The 21,511-nt window shown below is 46.5% G+C and carries 22 protein-coding genes; 16 read left to right on the top strand and 6 right to left on the bottom strand.

Translation table 11 applies throughout. From position 1 onward, the window contains the following. Nucleotides 1–169 precede the first annotated feature (169 nt). Both HYN48_RS02065 and HYN48_RS02060 read left to right on the top strand, forming a co-directional pair. Nucleotides 170–853, top strand: coding sequence for a response regulator transcription factor (locus tag HYN48_RS02065; RefSeq protein ID WP_108369553.1), 684 nt, complete (start codon nucleotides 170–172; stop codon nucleotides 851–853). A 51-nt stretch (nucleotides 854–904) separates the two neighbouring features. Then, the gene (locus tag HYN48_RS02060; RefSeq protein WP_108369552.1) at nucleotides 905–1,960 is read left to right on the top strand and encodes a sensor histidine kinase; all 1,056 of its coding nucleotides are present in this window, start codon (nucleotides 905–907) and stop codon (nucleotides 1,958–1,960) included. On the opposite strand, the gene HYN48_RS02055 is transcribed toward HYN48_RS02060, so the two are convergent. Beyond that, nucleotides 1,934–2,998: a glycosyltransferase gene (locus HYN48_RS02055; RefSeq protein ID WP_108369551.1), complete on the bottom strand. Its 1,065-nt coding sequence runs from the start codon at nucleotides 2,996–2,998 to the stop codon at nucleotides 1,934–1,936. The genes HYN48_RS02060 and HYN48_RS02055 overlap by 27 nt on opposite strands. An 87-nt stretch (nucleotides 2,999–3,085) precedes the next feature. Between HYN48_RS02055 and trmB the strand changes: the two genes are divergently transcribed. The 8 genes from trmB (at nucleotide 3,086) to HYN48_RS02010 (ending at nucleotide 8,816) form a co-directional block, all read left to right on the top strand. Continuing rightward, nucleotides 3,086–3,760 (top strand): tRNA (guanosine(46)-N7)-methyltransferase TrmB, encoded by a 675-nt coding sequence (trmB, locus tag HYN48_RS02050; RefSeq protein WP_108369550.1) that lies wholly within the window; start codon nucleotides 3,086–3,088, stop codon nucleotides 3,758–3,760. Continuing rightward, complete coding sequence (locus HYN48_RS02045) at nucleotides 3,760–4,395, top strand: LysE family transporter (protein WP_108369549.1); 636 nt, start codon at nucleotides 3,760–3,762, stop codon at nucleotides 4,393–4,395. The genes trmB and HYN48_RS02045 overlap by 1 nt, the downstream gene beginning before the upstream one ends. Next, nucleotides 4,395–4,715, top strand: a complete 321-nt coding sequence (locus HYN48_RS02040; protein WP_108369548.1) for an MGMT family protein — start codon at nucleotides 4,395–4,397, stop codon at nucleotides 4,713–4,715. The genes HYN48_RS02045 and HYN48_RS02040 overlap by 1 nt, the downstream gene beginning before the upstream one ends. Nucleotides 4,716–4,725: 10 nt before the next feature. Beyond that, nucleotides 4,726–5,574: a hypothetical protein gene (locus HYN48_RS02035; protein WP_108369547.1), complete on the top strand. Its 849-nt coding sequence runs from the start codon at nucleotides 4,726–4,728 to the stop codon at nucleotides 5,572–5,574. Between the two features lie 87 nt (nucleotides 5,575–5,661). Continuing rightward, the gene (locus HYN48_RS02030) at nucleotides 5,662–6,798 is read left to right on the top strand and encodes an Mrp/NBP35 family ATP-binding protein (protein ID WP_108369546.1); all 1,137 of its coding nucleotides are present in this window, start codon (nucleotides 5,662–5,664) and stop codon (nucleotides 6,796–6,798) included. 81 nt (nucleotides 6,799–6,879) lie between these two features. Beyond that, nucleotides 6,880–7,119 (top strand): NifU family protein, encoded by a 240-nt coding sequence (locus HYN48_RS02025; protein WP_108369545.1) that lies wholly within the window; start codon nucleotides 6,880–6,882, stop codon nucleotides 7,117–7,119. A 218-nt stretch (nucleotides 7,120–7,337) separates the two neighbouring features. Next, nucleotides 7,338–8,390, top strand: coding sequence for an NAD(P)/FAD-dependent oxidoreductase (locus HYN48_RS02015; protein WP_108369543.1), 1,053 nt, complete (start codon nucleotides 7,338–7,340; stop codon nucleotides 8,388–8,390). A 99-nt stretch (nucleotides 8,391–8,489) separates the two neighbouring features. Beyond that, the gene (locus tag HYN48_RS02010) at nucleotides 8,490–8,816 is read left to right on the top strand and encodes a 2Fe-2S iron-sulfur cluster-binding family protein (RefSeq protein ID WP_108369542.1); all 327 of its coding nucleotides are present in this window, start codon (nucleotides 8,490–8,492) and stop codon (nucleotides 8,814–8,816) included. A 199-nt stretch (nucleotides 8,817–9,015) separates the two neighbouring features. Here HYN48_RS02010 and HYN48_RS02005 read toward each other — a convergent pair whose 3' ends face one another. Then, entirely contained in the window at nucleotides 9,016–9,747 is a 732-nt protein-coding gene (locus HYN48_RS02005; protein ID WP_108369541.1) for an SGNH/GDSL hydrolase family protein, read from the bottom strand. Between the two features lie 105 nt (nucleotides 9,748–9,852). Here HYN48_RS02005 and HYN48_RS02000 point away from each other — a divergent pair, with 105 nt between their 5' ends. The 6 genes from HYN48_RS02000 to HYN48_RS01970 all read left to right on the top strand — a co-directional run bounded on the left by HYN48_RS02000 (nucleotide 9,853) and on the right by HYN48_RS01970 (nucleotide 15,952). Beyond that, the gene (locus HYN48_RS02000) at nucleotides 9,853–10,215 is read left to right on the top strand and encodes an S-adenosylmethionine decarboxylase family protein (RefSeq protein WP_108369540.1); all 363 of its coding nucleotides are present in this window, start codon (nucleotides 9,853–9,855) and stop codon (nucleotides 10,213–10,215) included. Beyond that, nucleotides 10,216–11,433, top strand: coding sequence for a DUF4178 domain-containing protein (locus HYN48_RS01995; protein WP_108369539.1), 1,218 nt, complete (start codon nucleotides 10,216–10,218; stop codon nucleotides 11,431–11,433). It abuts the gene before it with no gap. A 202-nt stretch (nucleotides 11,434–11,635) separates the two neighbouring features. Continuing rightward, the gene (locus HYN48_RS01985) at nucleotides 11,636–11,848 is read left to right on the top strand and encodes a DUF350 domain-containing protein (protein WP_108369537.1); all 213 of its coding nucleotides are present in this window, start codon (nucleotides 11,636–11,638) and stop codon (nucleotides 11,846–11,848) included. Continuing rightward, on the top strand, nucleotides 11,841–13,358 hold the full coding sequence (locus HYN48_RS01980; RefSeq protein ID WP_108369536.1) for a polyamine aminopropyltransferase: 1,518 nt from the start codon (nucleotides 11,841–11,843) through the stop codon (nucleotides 13,356–13,358). Before HYN48_RS01985 ends, HYN48_RS01980 begins: the two co-directional genes overlap by 8 nt. Before the next feature lie 184 nt (nucleotides 13,359–13,542). Further along, complete coding sequence (locus HYN48_RS01975) at nucleotides 13,543–14,955, top strand: NAD(P)-binding protein (protein ID WP_245945973.1); 1,413 nt, start codon at nucleotides 13,543–13,545, stop codon at nucleotides 14,953–14,955. Continuing rightward, complete coding sequence (locus tag HYN48_RS01970) at nucleotides 14,933–15,952, top strand: hypothetical protein (protein WP_108369534.1); 1,020 nt, start codon at nucleotides 14,933–14,935, stop codon at nucleotides 15,950–15,952. Before HYN48_RS01975 ends, HYN48_RS01970 begins: the two co-directional genes overlap by 23 nt. Nucleotides 15,953–16,220: 268 nt before the next feature. Here HYN48_RS01970 and HYN48_RS01965 read toward each other — a convergent pair whose 3' ends face one another. The 4 genes from HYN48_RS01965 to rimM form a co-directional block, all read right to left on the bottom strand. After that, nucleotides 16,221–17,399, bottom strand: coding sequence for an acyl-CoA dehydrogenase family protein (locus tag HYN48_RS01965; protein ID WP_108369533.1), 1,179 nt, complete (start codon nucleotides 17,397–17,399; stop codon nucleotides 16,221–16,223). Between the two features lie 129 nt (nucleotides 17,400–17,528). Further along, entirely contained in the window at nucleotides 17,529–20,009 is a 2,481-nt protein-coding gene (locus tag HYN48_RS01960; protein WP_108369532.1) for a T9SS type A sorting domain-containing protein, read from the bottom strand. A 53-nt stretch (nucleotides 20,010–20,062) separates the two neighbouring features. After that, nucleotides 20,063–20,773 (bottom strand): tRNA1(Val) (adenine(37)-N6)-methyltransferase, encoded by a 711-nt coding sequence (locus HYN48_RS01955; protein WP_108369531.1) that lies wholly within the window; start codon nucleotides 20,771–20,773, stop codon nucleotides 20,063–20,065. A 208-nt stretch (nucleotides 20,774–20,981) separates the two neighbouring features. Next, on the bottom strand, nucleotides 20,982–21,506 hold the full coding sequence (rimM, locus tag HYN48_RS01950) for a ribosome maturation factor RimM (RefSeq protein WP_108369530.1): 525 nt from the start codon (nucleotides 21,504–21,506) through the stop codon (nucleotides 20,982–20,984). Between the last annotated feature and the right edge of the window lie 5 nt (nucleotides 21,507–21,511).

Here is a 21,511-nt window from a genome sequence, read left to right as displayed (position 1 = left end):
TTAAATTTTCTGCAAAGGAACTCCTGTGATGTAAATTTTGCGTTAATCCGTTGTTACGTTTCTGTTGCTGCCGTATTATCAAAATGTTAAGAGATTAAATAACCGTAAATACATCATTTCGTTTTGTTTTATATTTACATTTACAATCGCAAATCGCACAATTTTCAGTATGAAAAAAAAGGACATTAAGATTTTGTTGGTTGATGATGAGGCAGATATACTCGAAATCGTAGGCTACAACCTCGCTCAGGAAGGCTACCAGATTATCACTGCTGTCAATGGCAGGGAGGCTGTCGCCAAAGCCAGGAAAGAACTGCCCCATCTCATTATTATGGACGTCATGATGCCCGAAATGGATGGTATGGAAGCCACCGAACTGATCCGCAAGACTCCTGAAACCGCACACACCATCATTACATTCCTGACGGCCCGCAGCGAGGATTATTCGCAGGTGGCCGGCTTTGATGCCGGAGCCGATGACTACATCACCAAACCGATCAAGCCGAAACTCTTGGTCAGTAAGGTGAAAGCGTTGCTGAGGCGGCTCAAGGACGAAGACCGCAATTCTGAAACCCTGAATGTAGGCGGCATCGAAATCAACCGTGAAGAATACAAGATCATTAAGGACGACCTGGAAATCGTTTTGCCAAGAAAGGAATTTGAGCTCTTTTATCTTTTAGCCTCAAAACCCGGCAAGGTATTCAAGCGTGAGGAAATCCTGGACAAGGTCTGGGGTAATGAGGTTATCGTCGGCGGGCGCACCATCGACGTACACATCCGGAAGCTCCGTGAGAAAATCGGCGACGATTTCTTTAAGACGATCAAAGGCGTCGGATACAAATTCGAGGTCTAGCGCGGTACCTGCTGCCAAACTTTGTAACTTTGGTGCTTTGCCTCTTCAAAAATGAGCCTCAACTTTAAGAAAACATACAAATTCGCCGTCAAATCGGCGCTGTACGTCACGCTGTTTGCCACCGGATTTGCAGCAATACTTGCGTATTTCTACTTCACGAAGCACCGCAGCGAACTGGTTGGATTCTGCCTGATTTTCGCTGTTTCGCTTTATGTGTTTGCGTTTTTCGTCATCCAGTATCGTGTCGAGGTTTTCATTTACCGAAGGGTGAAAAAAATCTATGATGACGTGTCTTTCCTGGAGTCAAGCACTTTCCGCAAACAATCCATCAGCACCGATATGGCGACTTTGACGCGCGAAGTGAAGAAATTTGCGACCGATAAGAAAATGGAGATCGAAACCCTGAAAGTGCGCGAAGAGTACCGTCGTGAATTTCTGGGAAACGTATCCCACGAATTGAAGACGCCGCTGTTTACCGTCCAGGGCTATCTTTCTACGCTGCTCGACGGTGCAATGGATGATAAAAGCATCCGGAAGAAATACCTGCAGCGTGCTGAGAAAGGTGTCGAACGACTCATTTTCATTGTGCAGGATCTGGATATGATCACCAAATTGGAGTCGGGTACACTGAACCTCAATATGACCGAATTCAATATCGTCGAAGTGGTGCAGAATGTCTTCGACCTGCTCGAGATGAAAGCCGAAAAGAAAAACATCATCCTCTCATTCGATAACAAATATTTAAAACCGGTAAAGGTCATCGCTGACCGGGAAAAGATACAGCAGGTGCTGATGAACCTGATCGTGAACGCCATCAAATACGGCAGGCAGGATGGTTCGGTCGAAGTAGGTATTGAAGACCTGGTCAACAACAAAATCATCGTACGGGTCAACGACAACGGTGAAGGCATAGAAAAACAGCACATCCCGCGCCTCTTTGAGCGTTTTTACCGCGTCGATAAAAGCGGTGCCCGCGCTGAGGGTGGTTCCGGACTGGGATTGTCTATCGTTAAGCACATCATCGAGGCACATGACGAGAATATTTACATCGAAAGCCAGTATGGAGTGGGTTCAGAATTTTCATTCACGCTCGAAAAGTCCGAATAACTGTTTCCAGCTCGTTTTGTTTTCGAACGGTTTAAGGCCACGGTACAGATCGGCTTCGGCGATGTTTTCAATCCTGAAATCATTTTGCTTGGCATAGGGCACCAAACCTTCTTTTTTAAGTTTCCTTGCAAGATATTCCTGTTCGTATTGCCCCGGCGTCGGGATAAAGAACGCTTTTTTCGACAGGAACGAAAGGTCCATAATCGTCGTATATCCTGACCTGCACAGGACAATTTCGCTTTCGTTAAACGTTTTTTCCAATTCCTCGGAAGTCATGAAATTGTAAAAAGTCACGTTGGCATATTCGAGGATCTTCTGCTCAGCTTCGATTTTCCCTTTAATGAAAACCACCTTCCCCTCGAAGCGCTGTACTTCGTCAAATAGTTTTTCCTCGAGGAAAGTACGCTGTGGCTCGGGCCCCGACAAGATCACCATCAGGTCGTATTTTTTAGGGATGGCGAGTTTCTTGAGGCGGCTTAACGCACCGATATACCTGATCCGGAAATCGGGATGGTCCAGATGGCCTAACTTTCCGCTCAGGTTCGGACTTTTCTGAAAATCCGGCACCCAGCATTCGGTAAATTTCTTGATGGCTGCCTGGTGCAGTTTGCTGGTGAGCCACGAGGTATTCCCCGTCAGCACATTGAGCTGGTGCGTGATAAACACCGACGGGACCTTTTTGCTGAATACGCCGAGCCGGTTGTCCGAAATAATGCCGTAAAGGTTGTATTGCTTCACCCACTGCTTCACCATCTTCTTTTCCGCCAGCACGGCCTCGATCATGGTCGGCATATTCTTGAGCATCTTCCATTTGAAATGGTTGCCGTTTTTGGCATATTCGATTTCATAGGAAGGCAGCTCCAGGCACAGCAGTTCCGGAAATTCCTTTTTGAGCATCATCAGCGCGCTGCCGTCTGAGGCGATGACCGGTTGAAAGCCGTTCTGCTGTAACGCCCTGACAATCGGGATGCACCGGGTTGCATGGCCGAGCCCCCAATTGAGCGGGGCGACGAGTATATTTCTGGTGAGGGTGTCCAAGGATAGTTGATTTTTGAAAAGCGCAAGGTAAAACGAATTGGGTTCTTGTATATTTCCTTAATTTTACCAAATAATTAAAGCAACGTTGTGGGAAGTAAAAATAAGTTAAAAAGGTTTAAGGAGAATGAGTCATTTGAGAATGTTTTCCAGCCGACAAGGGAAGAAGTCGTCAGTGACCGCTTTCCGTTAAAGGGAAAATGGAACAGCGATTTCTTCAAAAATGATCATCCGATAGTACTTGAGCTCGGATGCGGTAAGGGCGAATACTCAGTAGGGTTGGCTGAAAAATATCCGGACAGGAATTTTGTCGGGATTGATATCAAAGGCGCGCGGTTCTGGCGTGGGGCCAAAACGGCCATCGAAGACGGTATGCGAAACGTAGCCTTTGTCCGTGCACAAATCGAATTGATCGATCACATCTTCGCAGCGCACGAAGTCGATGAGATCTGGATCACGTTCCCCGACCCGCAAATCAAATACAAACGTACCAAACACCGCATGACCAACACGGAATTCCTGAAATTATACAAACGCATCCTGAAGCCGGACGGGATCATGAATTTGAAGACTGACAGCGAATTTATGCATGGGTACACCCTCGGACTTTTACACGGCGAAGGTCACGAAGTCTTATATGCAAACCACAACGTATACAACAATCATGGTGCGCCGCAGGAAGTCACTGGAATACAGACGTTTTATGAAAAACAATATTTGGAAATTAACAAAGCAATTACGTATATTCGGTTCAAAATAAAGTGATGGGTTATTCGCTGCCATTGTTCCTCGGATTCCTCACGGCCTCATTCGGCATCACGCCGCCGGGGTTGATCAATATGACAGCGGCAAAAGTGAGCCTCAACGAAGGCCGTAACAGGGCATTGATCTTCGCGCTCGGCGCTACCCTTGTTGTGTTGGTGCAAACGTTCATCGGCGTCATTTTTGCAAGATTCATCGACGATAATCCGCACATCGTAATCATGCTGCGCGAAGCCGGGCTCATTGTTTTCACGATACTGACGATTTACTTTTTCTTTTTTGCCAAGAAGCCCAAAGAGGCCCGGGAAGAAACCAAGCTGTACAGTAAAAAAAGCCGTTTTTTCCTTGGTATGCTGCTTTCGGCGTTAAATTTCTTTCCGATCCCGTTTTACGTTTTCATCAGCGTAACCCTGGCATCATACCACTACTTCGTTTTTGAACTGCCTTTCATTTATACGTTTGTTGTCGGGTCAGGGCTGGGCGCATTCTTTGCGTTTTACTGTTACATTGCCTTTTTCAAGAAGATGGAATCCCGTACGGCATTCATACTCCACAACATGAACTATATTATCGGTTCGGTTACGGGACTGATTTCCCTGATTACGCTGGTTAACGTGCTCCTGTATTATCTTAATTGATGGCTGCTGACGATAATTTCTTCGAAAGAGTCTATGCCGTCGCCAGGCAGATTCCGTACGGGAAAGTGACCTCGTATGGGGCCATCGCAAAAGCCATCGGCAGCGGCCGTTCCGCACGGATGGTCGGCTGGGCGATGAACAATTGCCCCGCGGATGTACCGGCGCATCGCGTGGTTAACAGCGTTGGCCTGCTTACCGGAAAGCACCATTTTGACGGGACCAATCTCATGCAGCAGCTGCTGGAAAGTGAAGGCGTGGCGGTCGAGGACAACCAGGTTGTTGATTTTGAGCAATATTTGTGGAAACCTGAGGTGCAATAATCAGTTTCGAATGAGAAAAATACTTTTACTTTTTGTGGTTGCGCTATTTATTTCTTGTGAGAAAAAAGAAAAGAAACATCGTTTACCACACCTTATAGATAAAAAAGCAAAGAACGTTATTCAGGTTAACTCAAAAGTTATGCTTGCATCCAAATCCAGATTCCTTGCATATAATTTTAAAAAAGATGTAGGTGTACCTTATGCTTTCTTGCATCTGAAAGAAATGACCAGTTTTGATTTTTTTAGTTTGTATGATATTTTGCCAAAGTATGAGTTGGAAATTATCGTTGATACCAGTTACAGTTTTGCGGCAGACCGTTATGAATATAAAAGGATTCCACATTGGCGTTGGGGCGATGATCAAAGTTTTGAAAGTTATAGTAACGCTGTAGGAAAGATTAGAAACCAATATGTGAATTCCTATCCGGTATTAATTCGCAATGGCGGGAGAGAGGTAGCATTGTTCGAGGCATTTCATCCGTTTCCGATTATACAGGAAGCACTAGACACTGACGGCATTTGGAAGCCAATAGAATTCGTCGAGCCAAGAGTTATGGGTTGTATTCCTGGTACTGCAGCTTATTTGTTAATGCCGGGCACTTACATGGCAACTTCGGTGATACGTTATCAGGGTGATTTTAAAACAAAAATCCGCGTAAAAATACAAAACGGGCGAAGTAATTATTACTCAAATGAAGTGACAGGCTACATCAACCGTTCACAATTCAATCAGGATTTCATATACGAATATCTTAAGGATTTTCGTGCTTTACGCGAACTTTATTTCGAGGGTCAGAAAGACCTGATGTTTTTAAATCCAGTTGATCCGTCCTATTGGGATTCCAAAGAACAACAATAGACAAATCCAATCCAATTCCTTTACAATCACAACTTTTCCCATTATCTTTGCAATCTGAATTTAGTCTTAATAAGACAGCAAAAAACTATGAAACTAGACAGGAAAGAAATACTCAAAGCGCTTGAAACCATTACGGTGGCGGGCGAAGGTAAAAATATGGTCGAAAGTGGCGCCATCGCTAACGTACTGACTTTCGGCGACGAAGTTGTCGTTGATGTCGTGTTGCATGCTCCGGCGATGCACATCAAAAAACGTGCGGAAGATGACATCCGCAAAACCATACTCGAGAAAATATCTGCGGAAGCGAAAATAAAAGTCAACATCAAGGTCGAAGTCCCTGAAAAAGCCGACGGCAACGAGATCAAGGGCAAAGCCGTTCCGGGCATCAGCAACATCATTGCGGTAGCTTCCGGGAAAGGCGGTGTCGGCAAATCGACCGTGACGGCAAATCTCGCAGTGACCTTAGCGCGCATGGGTTTCAAGGTGGGCGTGCTCGATGCCGATATCTACGGCCCATCCATGCCAATCATGTTTGATGTCGAATCGGCAAAGCCGGTATCGGTGAACGTCGACGGCAAATCCAAGATGAAACCGATCGAAAGTTACGGAGTAAAAATCCTTTCCATCGGATTCTTCACAGCCCCCAGCCAGGCGGTAATCTGGCGGGGCCCCATGGCTTCCAAGGCGCTGAACCAGATGATTTTTGATGCCGATTGGGGTGAACTCGATTTCATGTTGATCGACCTGCCTCCGGGAACCGGCGACATCCATTTGTCGATTATGCAGGCACTGCCGATAACCGGGGCTGTTGTGGTCAGTACACCGCAGGCCGTGGCGCTGGCTGATGCAAAGAAAGGCGTTTCGATGTTCCTCTCGGACAGCATCAGGGTACCCGTACTGGGCATCATTGAAAACATGGCCTATTTCACACCGGAAGAACTGCCGGCCAATAAATATTATATTTTCGGGCAGGAAGGCGCGAAAAACCTTGCGGAAGACCTCAACGTGCCGTTCCTCGGCGAAGTCCCTATCGTACAATCCATCCGTGAAGCCGGAGACTACGGAAGGCCCGGTGCGCTGCAAACCGCCTCGCTGGTCGAAGCGGTCTTTGAGGAAATCACGCGCCATGTCGTACAGCAAACCGTAGACAGGAATGAAAACCTTCCGGCAACCGAGGCCATCAAGATCACGACAATGGCGGGTTGCTCGGCAGTAAAAAAATAAGCCCATCAGGCGCCTTCGGCTATCGGATAATCAAATCAATCTGACAGGCGCGGGCAGCCTAACCCTTTAACAATCTGAATAATGACAACTGAAGAACTCACCCTGAACGTCGAAAAAGCCCTCGAAGAAATCCGGCCCTTCCTGAATTCAGACGGCGGCGACATCAGGCTCATCGGTATTGAAGACGGCAAACACGTGACCGTACGCCTCGAAGGCGCCTGTACGGCCTGCAGTGTAAACCAGATGACGCTGAAAGCCGGCGTAGAAACGACAATCAAGAAATTTGCGCCGCAGATAGAAACGGTCAGGAATATTGCTTAATTACATTGGGCGTTGCCTCCGGCCGGGCTTTCCGTTGCAATCTTTTTGCATTCCGCTGCGCTGCATGAAGATTTCCTTCGCTTCGCTACGGACAATCCAAAAAGGATTTCCACTGCAATCCCTAACGCGGCCGCCCGCACCGGACACCAGTCCGGAAAGTCAAACCTGCAGTACCCGGGGCCCAGGCTACCAGGCACTCACACACCCAGCTACTCAAAATGATCAAGACAGACATACTCATCATTGGCGCAGGACCCACGGGTCTTTTTGCCGTATTTGAAGCCGGACTGCTCAGGCTCCGCTGCCACATCATCGACGCTTTGCCGCAACCCGGCGGGCAGTTGGCCGAATTGTACCCCAAGAAGCCCATCTTCGACATTCCGGGCTTCCCGGAAGTGCTGGCCGGCGACCTGGTCAGCAACCTGATGGAACAGATTAAGCAGTTCGAGCCCGGATTTACCTTAGGCCAGCGCGCGGAAACCATCGAAAAGCTCGACGACGGTACCTTTATCGTCACGACAGACAAAGGGAAGAAACACCACGCCAACGCCGTCGCAATTGCAGGCGGACTCGGCAGTTTTGAGCCGCGCAAGCCGCTGATTGAAGACATTGAATTTTATGAGGACAAAGGCGTGAAGTATTTTGTCAAGAATCCTGAAAAGTTCCGGGACAAGCGTGTGGTGATTGCGGGCGGCGGTGACTCGGCGCTGGATTGGAGCATTTTCCTGTCCAATATCGCATCAGAAGTCACGCTGATCCACCGCAGGAATGAATTCCGCGGCGCGCTCGATTCGGTGGAAAAGGTCCAGGAACTCAAAAACGCCGGGAAAATCAAGCTGATTACGCCCGCCGAGGTGACCGGATTGCACGGCCACGAAAGACTTGAAGCACTCGACATTGAAGAGAACGGCGCCCACCGGAAAATTGAAACGGATTATTTTATCCCGCTGTTCGGTTTGTCGCCCAAACTCGGCCCGATTGCGAACTGGGGACTCGAGATTGAAAAAAACGCGATCAAGGTCGACAATGCGCTGGACTACCAAACCAACATACCCGGGATCTATGCCATTGGCGACGTCAACACCTACCCGGGAAAGTTAAAACTGATCCTTTGCGGGTTTCATGAGGCGACATTGATGTGCCAGAGTGTATACCAGCGTATGAACCCCGGCAAAAAATATGTGATGAAGTACACGACCGTTTCCGGTGTGGACGGATTTGACGGTACGAGGAAGGAAGCAGAGAAAGCCGTCGTTAAATCGATTGACTAATCAAAACGCGGAGCCCTAGCCCCGATAGAGCCGGTATCCTTTGCGAGGTACGAGCAAAGATAAAGGCGAAAGCGGGAAAAAGCTCCTGAACATTCGGATATGGATATTACGATAAAAATCACCGACCGCGAGGGCACCACCCATGAAGTGCAGGCCCCCACCGATATGGCCATGAACCTGATGGAATTGTGTAAGGCGTACGAACTCGCGCCTGAAGGAACCATTGGTGTTTGCGGCGGGATGGCCATGTGCGCATCCTGCCAGTGTTATGTACTTAATGATGTGGATTTGCCTGAAAAAGGCGGCGAAGAAGAAGCCATGCTCTCAGAAGCGTTTCATGTACAACCCAACAGCCGGCTGGGTTGCCAGATCCAGATCACGCCGGAACTCGACGGACTGGCTATTGCTCTGGCACCGGAATACTGACCAGGGTAGCCTTAAAAAGAAAAACCCCGGAAGGGGAAATTCCGAAGTTCTTCTAAATATAAACAAACTACTATAAAAATTCTTTGTGTGATTGTCTCCAGGCAGGCTTTGCTTGCTGATTACCTGACAAACATATTGCGGTTTTCCGAGTGCCAAAAATAAAATAGGCGAAAGTGTTTTTTCCTGAGGTAAAATGCTGTTACCGTAAAATCTCTTTGGCTTTCGGGAGCAGCCGCGCAACGAATTTAGCATAAGCGAGTTGCGACGGATGCAATCCATCCGGAGCCACCAGCGCCGGATTGGCAATGCCTTCCCTCGTAATGTCAGTGATGTCTGCGAATGCAATGCCGTTTGCTGCGGCATAACTTTCTGCGAAACGGTTGTAGCGGTCAATTTCGCTGGAAATCTGCCCGGGATCCGACGCGCTTTGTCCGTATGGCGTGTAGGCATAGTCGGGAATAGAGACGATAATCACGCGTTGGCGGTCGCCTTGTGCGAGCCGGATTGCGGTATTGACCAGTTGCGGAAACTCCACTTCGTACGTTTCAAAAGGGAGGCCCTGGTATTGGTTGTTCACCCCGATGAGCAACGTGACCAGATCATAATCAGGTGACGGGTTTTGCGCGGCGATGGCATTCTTGAGATTCGTGGTCGTCCATCCGGTTTGTGCGATGATTTTCAGCGTGTAGTCCGCAGCCATTTCACCGGCAAGCGCCGTTTTCAGTTGCTCCGGGAAACGACAGGTTTCGCAGACACTTTGCCCGATCGTGTAGCTGTCACCCAGGGCGAGGTACTTGACGTGGCGTGCTTCGGGATTTGCCGGGCCGACCGGATCGGGATTCGAGACGGTGCCACGGCGGTCATCGTTACTGCTGCAGGAAAAGGCCAGTAAACAAACGGCAATTTTGGCTAATGCGTGTATTACTTTCATGGTTTGTGCTTTTAACTATTTACGGATGTCAGTTCGCTCTGGTTTTTTTAACAGTTTTGTAACAAATGGAAACAGTGTCCGTATAACCAAAGTCAAAACAATTCAATGGACACTTCCCAATATTCCCCAGGACTTCATCAATTGCTTACGCTTCGTGTTTCGGTTTCAGAGAAACTTACTGAAAGTCACAAATTTATTGAATTTACGCAACAGTTGCTTACCCGATTTGACCTGGAACAGGTTGGCCTCGCAGTGCATGATTTTGAGAATAGGAGCTTCACGCTTGCCTTTTGCTTAAAGGAATCACACATTTGTATCCATACCTGGCCTGAATTCATGCAGTTGACGCTGGACGTCTACCTGTGTAATTATATGCAGGACAATTCAGAAAAAGTGAAGGCAATTTCTGAAGCCTTCATTGGATATTTTGAGGCTGATATCATTACCAATTTTCAAATAAACAGATAAATGGTTGAGAACTGTAAAAAATGCGGTGTTACCACAGCAGTTAATTTGTCATTTGATGTAAAAAGTTTTGCCTGTCCTGATTGTGGCAGCCATTATGCGCTTGCAAACGGCGAATGGGTTCTCAGGAAAATGTTCAAGACAAAGCCGGCAGAAAACACCCTTAAAGTTGGTGCTACAGGGGTCATCAAAGGTGTTTCATACATTGTTTCCGGTGTCATTGTGAAATGTGCCTACCGCAGTTTTTTCTGGAATGAATACATCCTTATCGATGAAAATGGCAATTTCAGGTACTTATCCGAGGCCGACGGGCATTGGATTTTCCTTGAAGAAATCCCTGACGATTTTAATGTCGGCAGGCAGCCCAAAATCATTAAGTATAACGACGAGGTTTACGATCTTTTTGATGATGCCAAAGTCGATATTGCGGGCGCCGCCGGTTTTTTTGATTTTGAAATAAGTGATAACGATATCATGATGCATGAATTCATCAATCCGCCTTACATTATATCGGTGGAAAAAATGAATGGTAAAACCACAGCATATTTCGGAGAGCACATTAGTCCGAACGAAATAAAAAAAGCATTCAAACTGTCGTATATCCGAAGCAGGGTTGGAGTAGGTTTGGTACAGCCACAAATTGTCAATACGAGGCTGATGGCGATGATTTTCTGTGTATCCGTATTGCTGATGTTCCTGACGCATTTTTTTATTTACAGCGGGCAATCAGAGCAGGATGTGATTAATGCGACACTGGTTCCCGATGGAAAAGACTATACGAGCACTTCCTTTGAATTAAAGGGAGGCTCGGCGCCTTTGAGTGTTTATGTCAATGCGGATGTAGACAATTCATGGGCCAGTATCCAGGTTGCTTTGGTCGATGAAAAAACCAATGATGAAATCTATGCGAGTAAAGATGTAGAGTATTATCACGGCTACACCGATGGGGAAAACTGGACGGAAGGAAGTACTGACGAGCGGTTTAACATTTGTGGTGTTCCGGCAGGCAAATACCATCTTGTGCTTACGCCCCAGATTGCCCCGGATAATTTTTCAACGAAATTTGTAACGGTCAGGGCGGTATGGAATGATCCGTCTACACGGAATGTCTGGCTGCCCGCCATCATAATGGCGGTAATTGTATTGGCGTTTTATTACTACAATAAGAATTTTGAAACCAGAAGATGGGCAGACAGTGCTAACTCACCTTATATAGAATAACATGGATAGAATCATCAATTTTTTAAAGCAGAATATTCCGGCCATTGTCATCAGCACTTTTTTCTACGGATTGTTTCTTTACTTTTCCTACACCGGCAACCGCATGTGTGATTGCCAAAGCACAGAAAAGTACAGGGCGAATCAAAATGGCAGTCGCATTTCAACATATCATTATTATCACAAATAACCAAAATCAGCTTTTATGGAAAACCTAATTAAACCACTGTTGAATTCCGTCGTATTTTCAGTAATAGGCATCATTATCCTGTTCATTACGTATGCCATCATCGAAAAAATCACGCCTGAAAATACGTGGAAAGAAATCGTCGAGAAGAACAATACTGCAATCGCAATAGTTTTTGCGGCATTTATCATCGGTATTTCAATGATCATCAGCGCTGCCATTCATGGCTAGTAAATTCCTGAAATTCGAATACCTATTACTTTTCGCAGTTTTCACCATCGCGACCTGCGGACTGGTTTATGAACTTGTGGCAGGAACGCTCGCCAGTTATTTGCTGGGCGATTCGGTAAGGCATTTTTCATTTATCATCGGGGTGTATCTTTTCTCGATGGGTATAGGCTCCTATTTTTCAAAATTCTTCCGCAGGAACATGCTCGATACATTTGTCGAAATTGAGATCCTTGTCGGATTGGTTGGCGGACTGAGTTCGGTAATACTTTTTATATTGTTTGAAAGCGTCAGTTACTTCCAGCCGATTTTGTATTTCCTGGTCTTCCTGACCGGTTGTCTCGTAGGTCTGGAAATCCCGCTCCTGATGAACATCCTGAAGGATCGTGTGCGGTTTCGCGATCTGGTTTCGAACGTTTTTACATTTGATTACATAGGGGCTTTGCTTGCTTCGTTGCTGTTTCCCCTGATTTTGGTACCGAAGCTGGGCATTATGCGTACCTCCCTTTTATTTGGGATGATTAACATCGGCATCGCTATCGTCCTGTGTTTTATGCTCAAGAATGAACTGCGGAAGGCCGGAATTTTAAAGATGAAAGCAATCGGTTCTTTCCTTTTATTGCTGGTAGTTTTTGTTTTTGCGGATAGCATACTGGCCTATTCAGAAGGGCGCTTGTATGGAGAGAATGTCATTTACACCCATTCAACTCCTTATCAGAGGATTGTACTCACGCACAATAAGAACGATTACCGTCTTTACCTGAATAACAATTTGCAATTCAGTTCTGCAGATGAATACCGCTATCACGAGGCCCTGGTGCATCCGGCAATGTCAATCGCCAAAAAGGCGGAGCACGTTCTTGTATTGGGTGGGGGAGACGGACTTGCTGTCAGGGAGATTCTTAAGTATAACGAGGTAAAAAATATTACGCTCGTCGACCTTGATGAGGGCATGACCAATCTTTTTAAGACGAATGTAATCCTGACCGGTTTTAACAAAAATTCCCTGAATCAACCCAGGGTAACAGTACTCAACAAAGACGCTTATGTGTGGGCCAAGGAAAGTAAGGCGCTTTTCGATGTCGTGATTATCGATTTTCCCGATCCTTCCAATTACAGCCTCGGCAAACTGTATTCACTGAATTTTTATGCGACCATAAAGCACTTGCTTTCGCCTGATGCTGTTGTCGTGGTGCAGACTACTTCGCCCTATTTTGCGCCGAAATCATTTTGGTGCATCAATAAAACAATGCATCAGATTTTTCCAAAGGTTGGTTCCTATCATGCTTATGTGCCCTCGTTTGGGGAATGGGGCTACACGATAGCCGGTAATAGTACAGCTGCCGATTTTGGAGCGGTACACCGAAAAGTCCCCGGCCTTCGGTTTTACGACTACGATTTCAACAGGTTCAATTATTTTTCAAAGGACATGATTTCCCGGAATATAGAAGTCAATAGGCTTGATAACCAGATTTTAGTACGTTATTTTGATGAAGAATGGGGAAAATTATAGCCGTCGACGGTTCATTAGGAACTTAGGACTGGTTGCCGCGATGCTTCCGATGCTTCAATACTGCAAAAATGAAGCCGTAAAGCTTATACTCCGGATTTCCGGGACCAACCATATATTAGGGCATCGGCTATGGATAAAAGACTTCCCGGAACCCGTAGAAAAAATAGCAATCAAATACCTTATTGTGGGTGGAGGGGTCACGGGACTCAGCGCAGCAAGACAGTTCAGAAAAAACGGAATTGACGACTTCCTGCTGCTGGAACTTGAGCATCATTTGGGCGGAAATGCTTCAAATGGGGAAAACAAATACTCAAAATTTCCATTGGGTGCACATTATCTCCCATTGCCCAACTTCAACGACAAAAAACTACTGCAGTTTCTCGAGGAAGAAAACATAATTACAGGCTATGATACTGCAGGTTTACCGGTTTTCGATGAGACCCAGTTGACGTTCTCCCCACAGGAAAGACTGTTTTACAACAACTCCTGGCAGGAAGGTCTTGTACCCAAAAACCTAAATCAGGCAGAGCATAATGATTTCGATACTTTCTTTAAAAAAATGGACGGGTATATGTCGGCAAAAGGAACCGATGCTAAATTTCTGTTTGATATCCCGATTCAAATGTCTTCTTCAGACGCGGTCATCCGTGATTTCGACAAGATTTCGATGAAAGAATGGTTACTGCAAAACCGATTGGTTTCAGAAACCCTTCACAGCTACATCGATTATTGCTGTCGCGATGATTTCGGATTGGGAATTGACTATGTTTCCGCCTGGGCAGGTATTCATTATTTTGCCGGGCGGAAGCACGATTCCACTTCGGATAAGAAAGAAAATGTACTGACCTGGCCTGAAGGGAATGCGCGTCTCGCAAATCATTTGAAAAAGTATGTTCAGGGAAAGAATCTTCCGGGTCATTTGGTTTATGATGTAAAGATTGCCGGCGATGCGGTAGCGGTAAAAGCATTCGACAATGTTGGAAAGAAGTCGATTTTGGTTGTAGCGGAAAAAGTCCTGATGGCTTCACCGCAATTTGTCAACCAATATTTGTTTGAGGGAAGGAAACCACTGGCATCGAAATTTCATTATGCCCCATGGCTGTTGGCGACACTTACGGTTCGCGACCTTGTCGACAACCAAAGTCATCCCCTGAGTTGGGATAATGTCATTCATGGTTCGAAAGGATTGGGTTATGTGTACGACCAGCACCAGTCACTGGCACAAACCGAAGTTAGAAAGGTTATTACCTATTATTATTGCTTTTCCGGCCCTGATTTAAGAAAACTGCGGAAAGAAGTCTATTCCGGAACAAACGAAAAATGGAAAAAACTTGTGTTTGATGATCTAAAGATAGCCCATCCGGATATCGAAGATCAAACCGAGCATATTGATATTCACCTGCTTGGGCATGGCATGATCAGTCCAATCCCGGGTTTTATTTTTGGTGATGCCAAAGCGCAGGCCGCCAAGCCGATTGGCAACAGGGTCTTTTTTGCCCACAGCGATTTGTCCGGGATTTCTATTTTCGAAGAGGCTTTCCATCAGGGAATTAACGTCGTAAATCAAATGACGCATGCAGCAACCCTGGATTCATAAAGCGAAAACAGATAGTGTTTTTATTCTGGCGCCATCATTTGTGGTGTTGGCTATCGTATTCATTTTTCAGAAACAACTGGAAGTATTGCAGGAACAATATTCCTTTTACACCTGGTTATTCCTGATTGTTTTCATAGATGTGGCGCATGTTTATGCCACCCTTTTTAAAACTTATTTGGTAAAGGAGGAATTTCAAAAGCAAAGAAAGATGCTGATTTTGCTTCCCTTTATCTGTTTTATAACCGGGCTGGTCCTTTTTGCATTGGGGAGTGCAGTATTCTGGCGGGTTTTGGCGTACGTGGCGGTGTTTCATTTCATCAGGCAGCAATATGGTTTTATGCGGCTGTATTCGCGAAAGGAACGCAAGACGCCGGGAAGTATTTTTATTGACAACCTGACTATCTATGCTGCAACCGGATATCCGATGCTGTTTTGGTTCCTGTCGCCGCGTAGAGAATTCATCTGGTTTACCGAAGGTGATTTTTTTACTTTTGAAAACGCATTATTGCTGAATGTGTTGCAATGGATTTACTTTGCAGTAATGGGATTTTATGCGTTGCGGACCTTACACAAGTATGTTACTGAAAAATATTTTAACATCCCCAAAAATACCATCATCACAGGGACAGCATTATCGTGGTATTTCGGAATCGTATACTTCAATGACGACCTGATTTTTACTATGCTTAATGTCGTATCCCATGGCATTCCGTACATGGCACTGGTTTACCTAAAGGAAATTAATGAAAAGCCTGAACCTCAATTGGGCGGTTTGCAGTTTCTTAAGGCGTTCCGAGGTGTTTTTATCTACATCGGAATTCTGCTGCTAATCGCTTTTTCAGAAGAATACCTTTGGGAAATACTCGTTTGGAACGAACAGTATTCGCCGGCTTCTCCAGGTTTGGGGAAATACGCGTTCCTGTTGGTGCCATTGCTCACCGTACCCCAGTTTACCCATTACATCCTCGACGGATTTATATGGAAATCCAAAAAATAACGGTGCTGCGCGGGTGCAGGCGGTAAACAAAACTTTAAGAAAAAGTGTGGTTTTTGTGTAAAACCATGTTGTCGGGAATTGGTATTTTTACTTCAGGGAAGGGGATTATGGGCGTCTTCCCTACAAAATCCTGAAATTATTCCAATACGCAAAATCCGTAAAAATTGTTAAGCTTTCGGTTGTTTGCCGATAGGCGGTAAGCTCAATGTGGCACAGCACAAAAAAAGCTCCCAAAGAAGGAAGCTTTTTATTGTAATAATTCGTTTTCTTATTTAAACGCTGCGATTCCGGTGATATCCATACCGGTAATCAGCAGGTGGATGTCGTGTGTCCCTTCATAGGTGATTACCGATTCTAAATTCATCATGTGGCGCATGATGGAATATTCTCCGGTGATTCCCATTCCGCCCAGGATTTGCCTTGCTTCACGGGCAATTTCAATCGCCATGTTTACATTGTTTCTTTTCGCCATCGAGATCTGTGCCGATGTTGCGCGGCCTTCATTTCTCAGGACGCCGAGCCTCCATGTCAGTAATTGTGCCTTGGTAATTTCAGTAATCATCTCAGCCAGTTTTTTCTGCTGCAATTGGGTTCCTGCAATCGGCTTGTCGAATTGAATACGCTCTTTTGCGTAACGCAGGGCCGTATCATAGCAATCCATTGCTGCACCGATAGCGCCCCATGCGATGCCGTAACGCGCGGAGTCAAGACAGCCCAGCGGCGCACCCAATCCGGATTTATTCGGCAGTAAATTTTCTTTAGGGACTTTGACATTGTCGAAAATCAGTTCGCCCGTCGCCGACGCACGAAGCGACCATTTGTTATGGGTCTCAGGAGTTGAGAAACCTTCCATGCCGCGTTCTACGATTAATCCGTGGATGCGTCCGGTTTCGTCTTTGGCCCAAACTACCGCGATGTCTGCAAACGGAGCATTCGAAATCCACATTTTGGCGCCATTCAAGAGATAATGGTCCCCCATATCCTTAAAATTGGTGATCATGCCGCCGGGATTTGAGCCGTGATCGGGTTCCGTAAGCCCGAAACAGCCCATGAATTCCCCGGAAGCTAATTTTGGTAAATATTTTTTGCGTTGTTCTTCATTTCCGTATTTCCAGATCGGGTACATTACGAGTGACGATTGCACGGAAGCGGTGGAACGCACCCCTGAATCGCCCCTTTCAATCTCCTGCATGATCAGTCCGTAGGAAATCTGGTCCAGTCCTGCGCCCCCATATTCCTCAGGGATGTAAGGTCCGAATGCGCCGATATCGGCAAGGCCTTTGATGATTTGGCTCGGAAATTCGGCTTTTTGCGCGTAGTCCTCGATGATTGGGGAAACTTCACGTTTTACCCACTCGCGGGCTGCATCGCGCACCAATTTATGTTCGTCAGTCAGTAATTCGTCTAACAAATAGTAATCCGGTGATTGGAATAAATCTGGTTTCATACAGGCGTTTTTTTGTTTGATGGTGGCAAATTTACAGAAAGAAGTTTAACGATACATCCGATTTTTGGTATAATTTATTCCGAATTTGATAAAATAAACCTCATGACGGCACAGCCGCTTGAAAAATCCCTATAACTTGACAATTTTGCGCGAACTGAGTCCGTGACCCGATTTTATTTTCAGGACATACACCGACGCTTCATAGGCACTGATGTCGATTGTGGCCTCGAAACCGTATGCCTCAAATTGCTTCAGCAGGACACCCTTTATGTCATACAGTGAAATCGCTTCGATGGCCGACGAAGAACTTACTGTTACCGTCGCATTGGCCGGATTCGGATAAACTGAAATCTTTTCATCCAACCCAGGGACTTCGGCTCCGGTTTCCAGTGTACTCATGTTTACCCTGTTGATGCGACCGCGATGTACGCCGTTGTATTCCGTAAAATCTCCGGCTACGATCAGTTCCCCGTCGTCATCCAGCAATGAAGAGGCGGCATAAAAACCATTGGCGCTTGTGGTTAGAAACTGGGTGTCGACACTTCCGTTGGCATGCAGCCGGGCTACCTTTTTTGACGGATGTCCGTTTACAGCAGAAAACGCTCCGGTAATGATAATTTTACCATCCGATTGTTGCGTGATCGAATGGACCGGTGCATAGGCCGTCTGGTTCACAAACGTGTTGTCAAGCGATCCGTTTGCATTGACCCGAAATACGCATCCCACGGTGGTATTGTTATAGTTTGTTGAAGTTCCGCCGAAGAGTATTTTGCCATTTGGATACAAGCTGGCGGCGTATACATTCCCGTTTGCCCCGCTGGTAACGTTGAACCCGGTATCAATCGACCCATCGGGATTGACACGCGCAACGCCATGTTTGCTTTCTCCGGTTCCATAGCTGAAGCTTCCCGTATAAATAATCTTCTGGTCCGGTTGCACGGTAATTGAATACGTATTATAAGGACTCAGATTCGGATCGAAAGCGGCATCATGGCTGCCATCAGGATTTAACCGGTAGTAGGCACTCAGGCCGAGGTATATTTCTCCGGACAGCAAAACCTTTCCGTCAGCCTGTATTGCTATATGGGTCGCATACTGGCCGCTGGCAAGTGGTGCCTGAAAGCTGGTGTCGAGTGTGCCATCAGGGTGAAGCCGGACAACCCCGTTAAGACCTGAGTTGAGTACATTCGAGAAAATTCCACCTACGATGATTTTACCATCACCAGAAATGGCGAGGTCATTTACAGTGCCATTAAGGAATGCCGTGCCGCAATCGAAGCTGGGGTCGACTGAGCCATCGGCCAGAATCCTCGCGACGCCGAAATGCGTGGTGCCGTTGAATTCTTCGAATTTCCCGGCAATCAGTATTTTCCCATCGGGCAGTTTGACCATTTTCCTGATTTCGTCATTGGCGCCGGTACAAGGATTGAATGCCGCGTCAAGAATGCCATTTTCTGAAACGGCAACCAGATATTTCCTTGGCGCGCCCTGGAAGGTTTTAAAATCCCCGCCGAAGATAATCCTGCCATTGCTGAGCACGTGTACAATGTTAGCATCCCCGTCGACAAGCGAATTTTTGAAAAAAGACGTATCGACGCTGCCATCCGGATTGAGCCTGGTTGAAAAACCGGTGTTGTTAGGGGAATAATCGGTGGCGAGGAGGATCTTGCCGTCAGGCTGGACATCGATGCTGTTGACCGGATAAATGGTATTGTCTACGGGAAAGCCGGTGTCGAGCGTGCCATCGGGATGTAATTTTGCGAAATGATTGCGCGTGACTCCGCCGAATTCGTAAAAGTCGCCCCCGATAAGGATGCTGTCGTCGGGCAATACTTTCACACAATGAATCTCGTCGTTAATGTTGCTTTGGTTGTTGAAAGTGGTGTCGAGGGTGCCGTCTGTATTCATCCGGAACATGTTTTTTACGATGGCCCCGCGGTATCCTGAAAATTCCCCGACTACAATCACCTTCCCATCAGACTGCTGTGCAAAACCCCTGATCTGATAAGCCTGCACCGAGCCTACGTTCTGGCCCACTGTCGGGAACGTGGTGTCAAGCGTCCCGTCATTATTGAGCCTGGTGATGCCCTTGGTGATGTATCCATTTTGATTGTGCTCACCGGAAAGCAGGATTTTCCCATCGGCCTGCAGCAGTGCCGCATTGCAGAGATTACCGGAGATGAGGTTTCCGGGATCGAGGACATGACCGTAGCTATCCAGGATGCGATAACTGGCGATACCCCCGTCGAACTGGCCCGTAATGACAATTCTTCCGTCGGCCAGCACCAAAATATTGGTGACCCGCGTAAAATATTCTTTGGTAATGGTGGAGAGGAAAGTCGGATCTACGGTGCCGTCCGGATTCACACGCACCACTTTCGGGCTTTCAAGTTCGTTGAAATTGTAAAAACCGCCCCCAATCAATATTTTTCCGTCCGGCTGCTCGGCGATGGCAAACACCTGATTGTTGTCGAGGTTTCCCGACAAATTGCCCTGCGGCCCGGTAAAGCTCAGGCTGTTATACGGCTTGTTACCCCATTGCTGGTTGTTGCTGTTGTCCTGTGCTGAAACCAGCAATCCTGAAAACAGCAAAAGATAGAAATATTTCATTTTGCAAAATTTTTTTTACGAAAGTAATCAATAACTGTTTTGATGTCAATAAATTACATCTTAATATAAAATTCGCCGGTGAGTGCAATATATTCAGGAGTGTACTGATGGCGCGCCGTTTCGATGATGAGCTCGTCTGTCGCGAAGTCGGGAGCTTCATTGCGGGTAAAGGCCAGTAAGCTGCGTTTGATTTCCGTTTCCGGGGTTCCCCTGAGGCGGGTAATCTTACTCGGGAACAAACCCTGTGCGCCGGCCATAGCGGTAAAACTTTCCTCCTCCTTATAAGGTATGATCACGCAGAAAATGCCGTCTTCGGAAAGTAACAAGGCGGCCGCTTCGATCAAATCTGAAAAAGGAAGCGAATTGTTCTGCCTGGCCTTGTCGCGGGCTTCATCTCCTGAAGAGACGTTTTCGCTGTAAAAAGGCGGATTGGAAACGATGATGTCATATTCCTCGTCTTCGATTTCCTCCATGAAACCGTCCAGTGACGCATGGAAACAGAACAGGCGGTCGTTCCATTGGGAGTTCTCGAAATTCTCTACGCATTGCTCGAACGCATCGCTGTCGATTTCGAGGGCCTCGATCTGTTCCGCATTGGTGCGTTGCGCAAGCATCAGGGCGATCAGGCCGGTTCCTGCACCAATATCCAATATCGAAAAAGGGGCATTGTCTATCGGAGCCCATGCGCCAAGCAACACGCCGTCGGTGCCGACTTTCATGGCGGTTTTATCTTGCCGGATAGAAAATTTTTTGAATTGGAACATGCGGGTAAATTTCGGAGTTCAAAGTTTGTTGATCGTTGTTCAAACTTCGAATAAGGACAACGAATCCTGAATTTGAACGGAGCGCCTAGCCCCGATAGCAGTGGAAATCCTTTTGTTTTTTCTTTAGAAAACAAAAGATTGTAACGGATAGCGGGACCCGAGCTCCAAAAAGAGCGAACGGGCGAAGCAAATAGCTCCTGAAAAAAAATTAAAGATACATTTCGACGAGTCCTTCCGGTAAATCCATTACGATTTTTTTATTCGCCCTGTCTACCTTAACCAGAAACTGGTCAATCATCGGGACAAGGATTTCGGTCTCGCCGTTTAAAACTTCGAAAAGCGGCTGCGCGGAGCTGTCATTGATGGCGACAATCTTTCCGAAAATCCCGAGGCGTTTGTCTTCAATGTCGAAGCCGATGACTTCGTGGTAGTAAAACTTGTTACCGGTGAGTTTGGGCAACATGCGCAGCGGGAGATAAATGCCGCAGTTGAGCAATTCCTCAGCTTCTTCCTCGGTTTTCACATCCTCGAAACGGATGCGCAGGAAGTCATTTTTGTGCAGCGAACTGCTCTCAATAAAAAAAGGAACCAGATGTTTGTCTATTTCAACAAACACTGATTCCAGATTTTCGTATAAGCCGGGTTCGTCGGTATCGAGATACGCCAGGACTTCCCCTTTGAAACTGAATTTTTTCGCGATCTTACCTAAATAGAAACAATCTTCTTTACGCATGAACG

Origin of the sequence: Flavobacterium magnum, assembly GCF_003055625.1 — a bacterium.
Taxonomy (GTDB): domain Bacteria; phylum Bacteroidota; class Bacteroidia; order Flavobacteriales; family Flavobacteriaceae; genus Flavobacterium; species Flavobacterium magnum.
The sequence above is the reverse complement of the archived record's forward strand: the minus strand, read 5'-3'. Positions and strand labels throughout refer to the sequence as shown.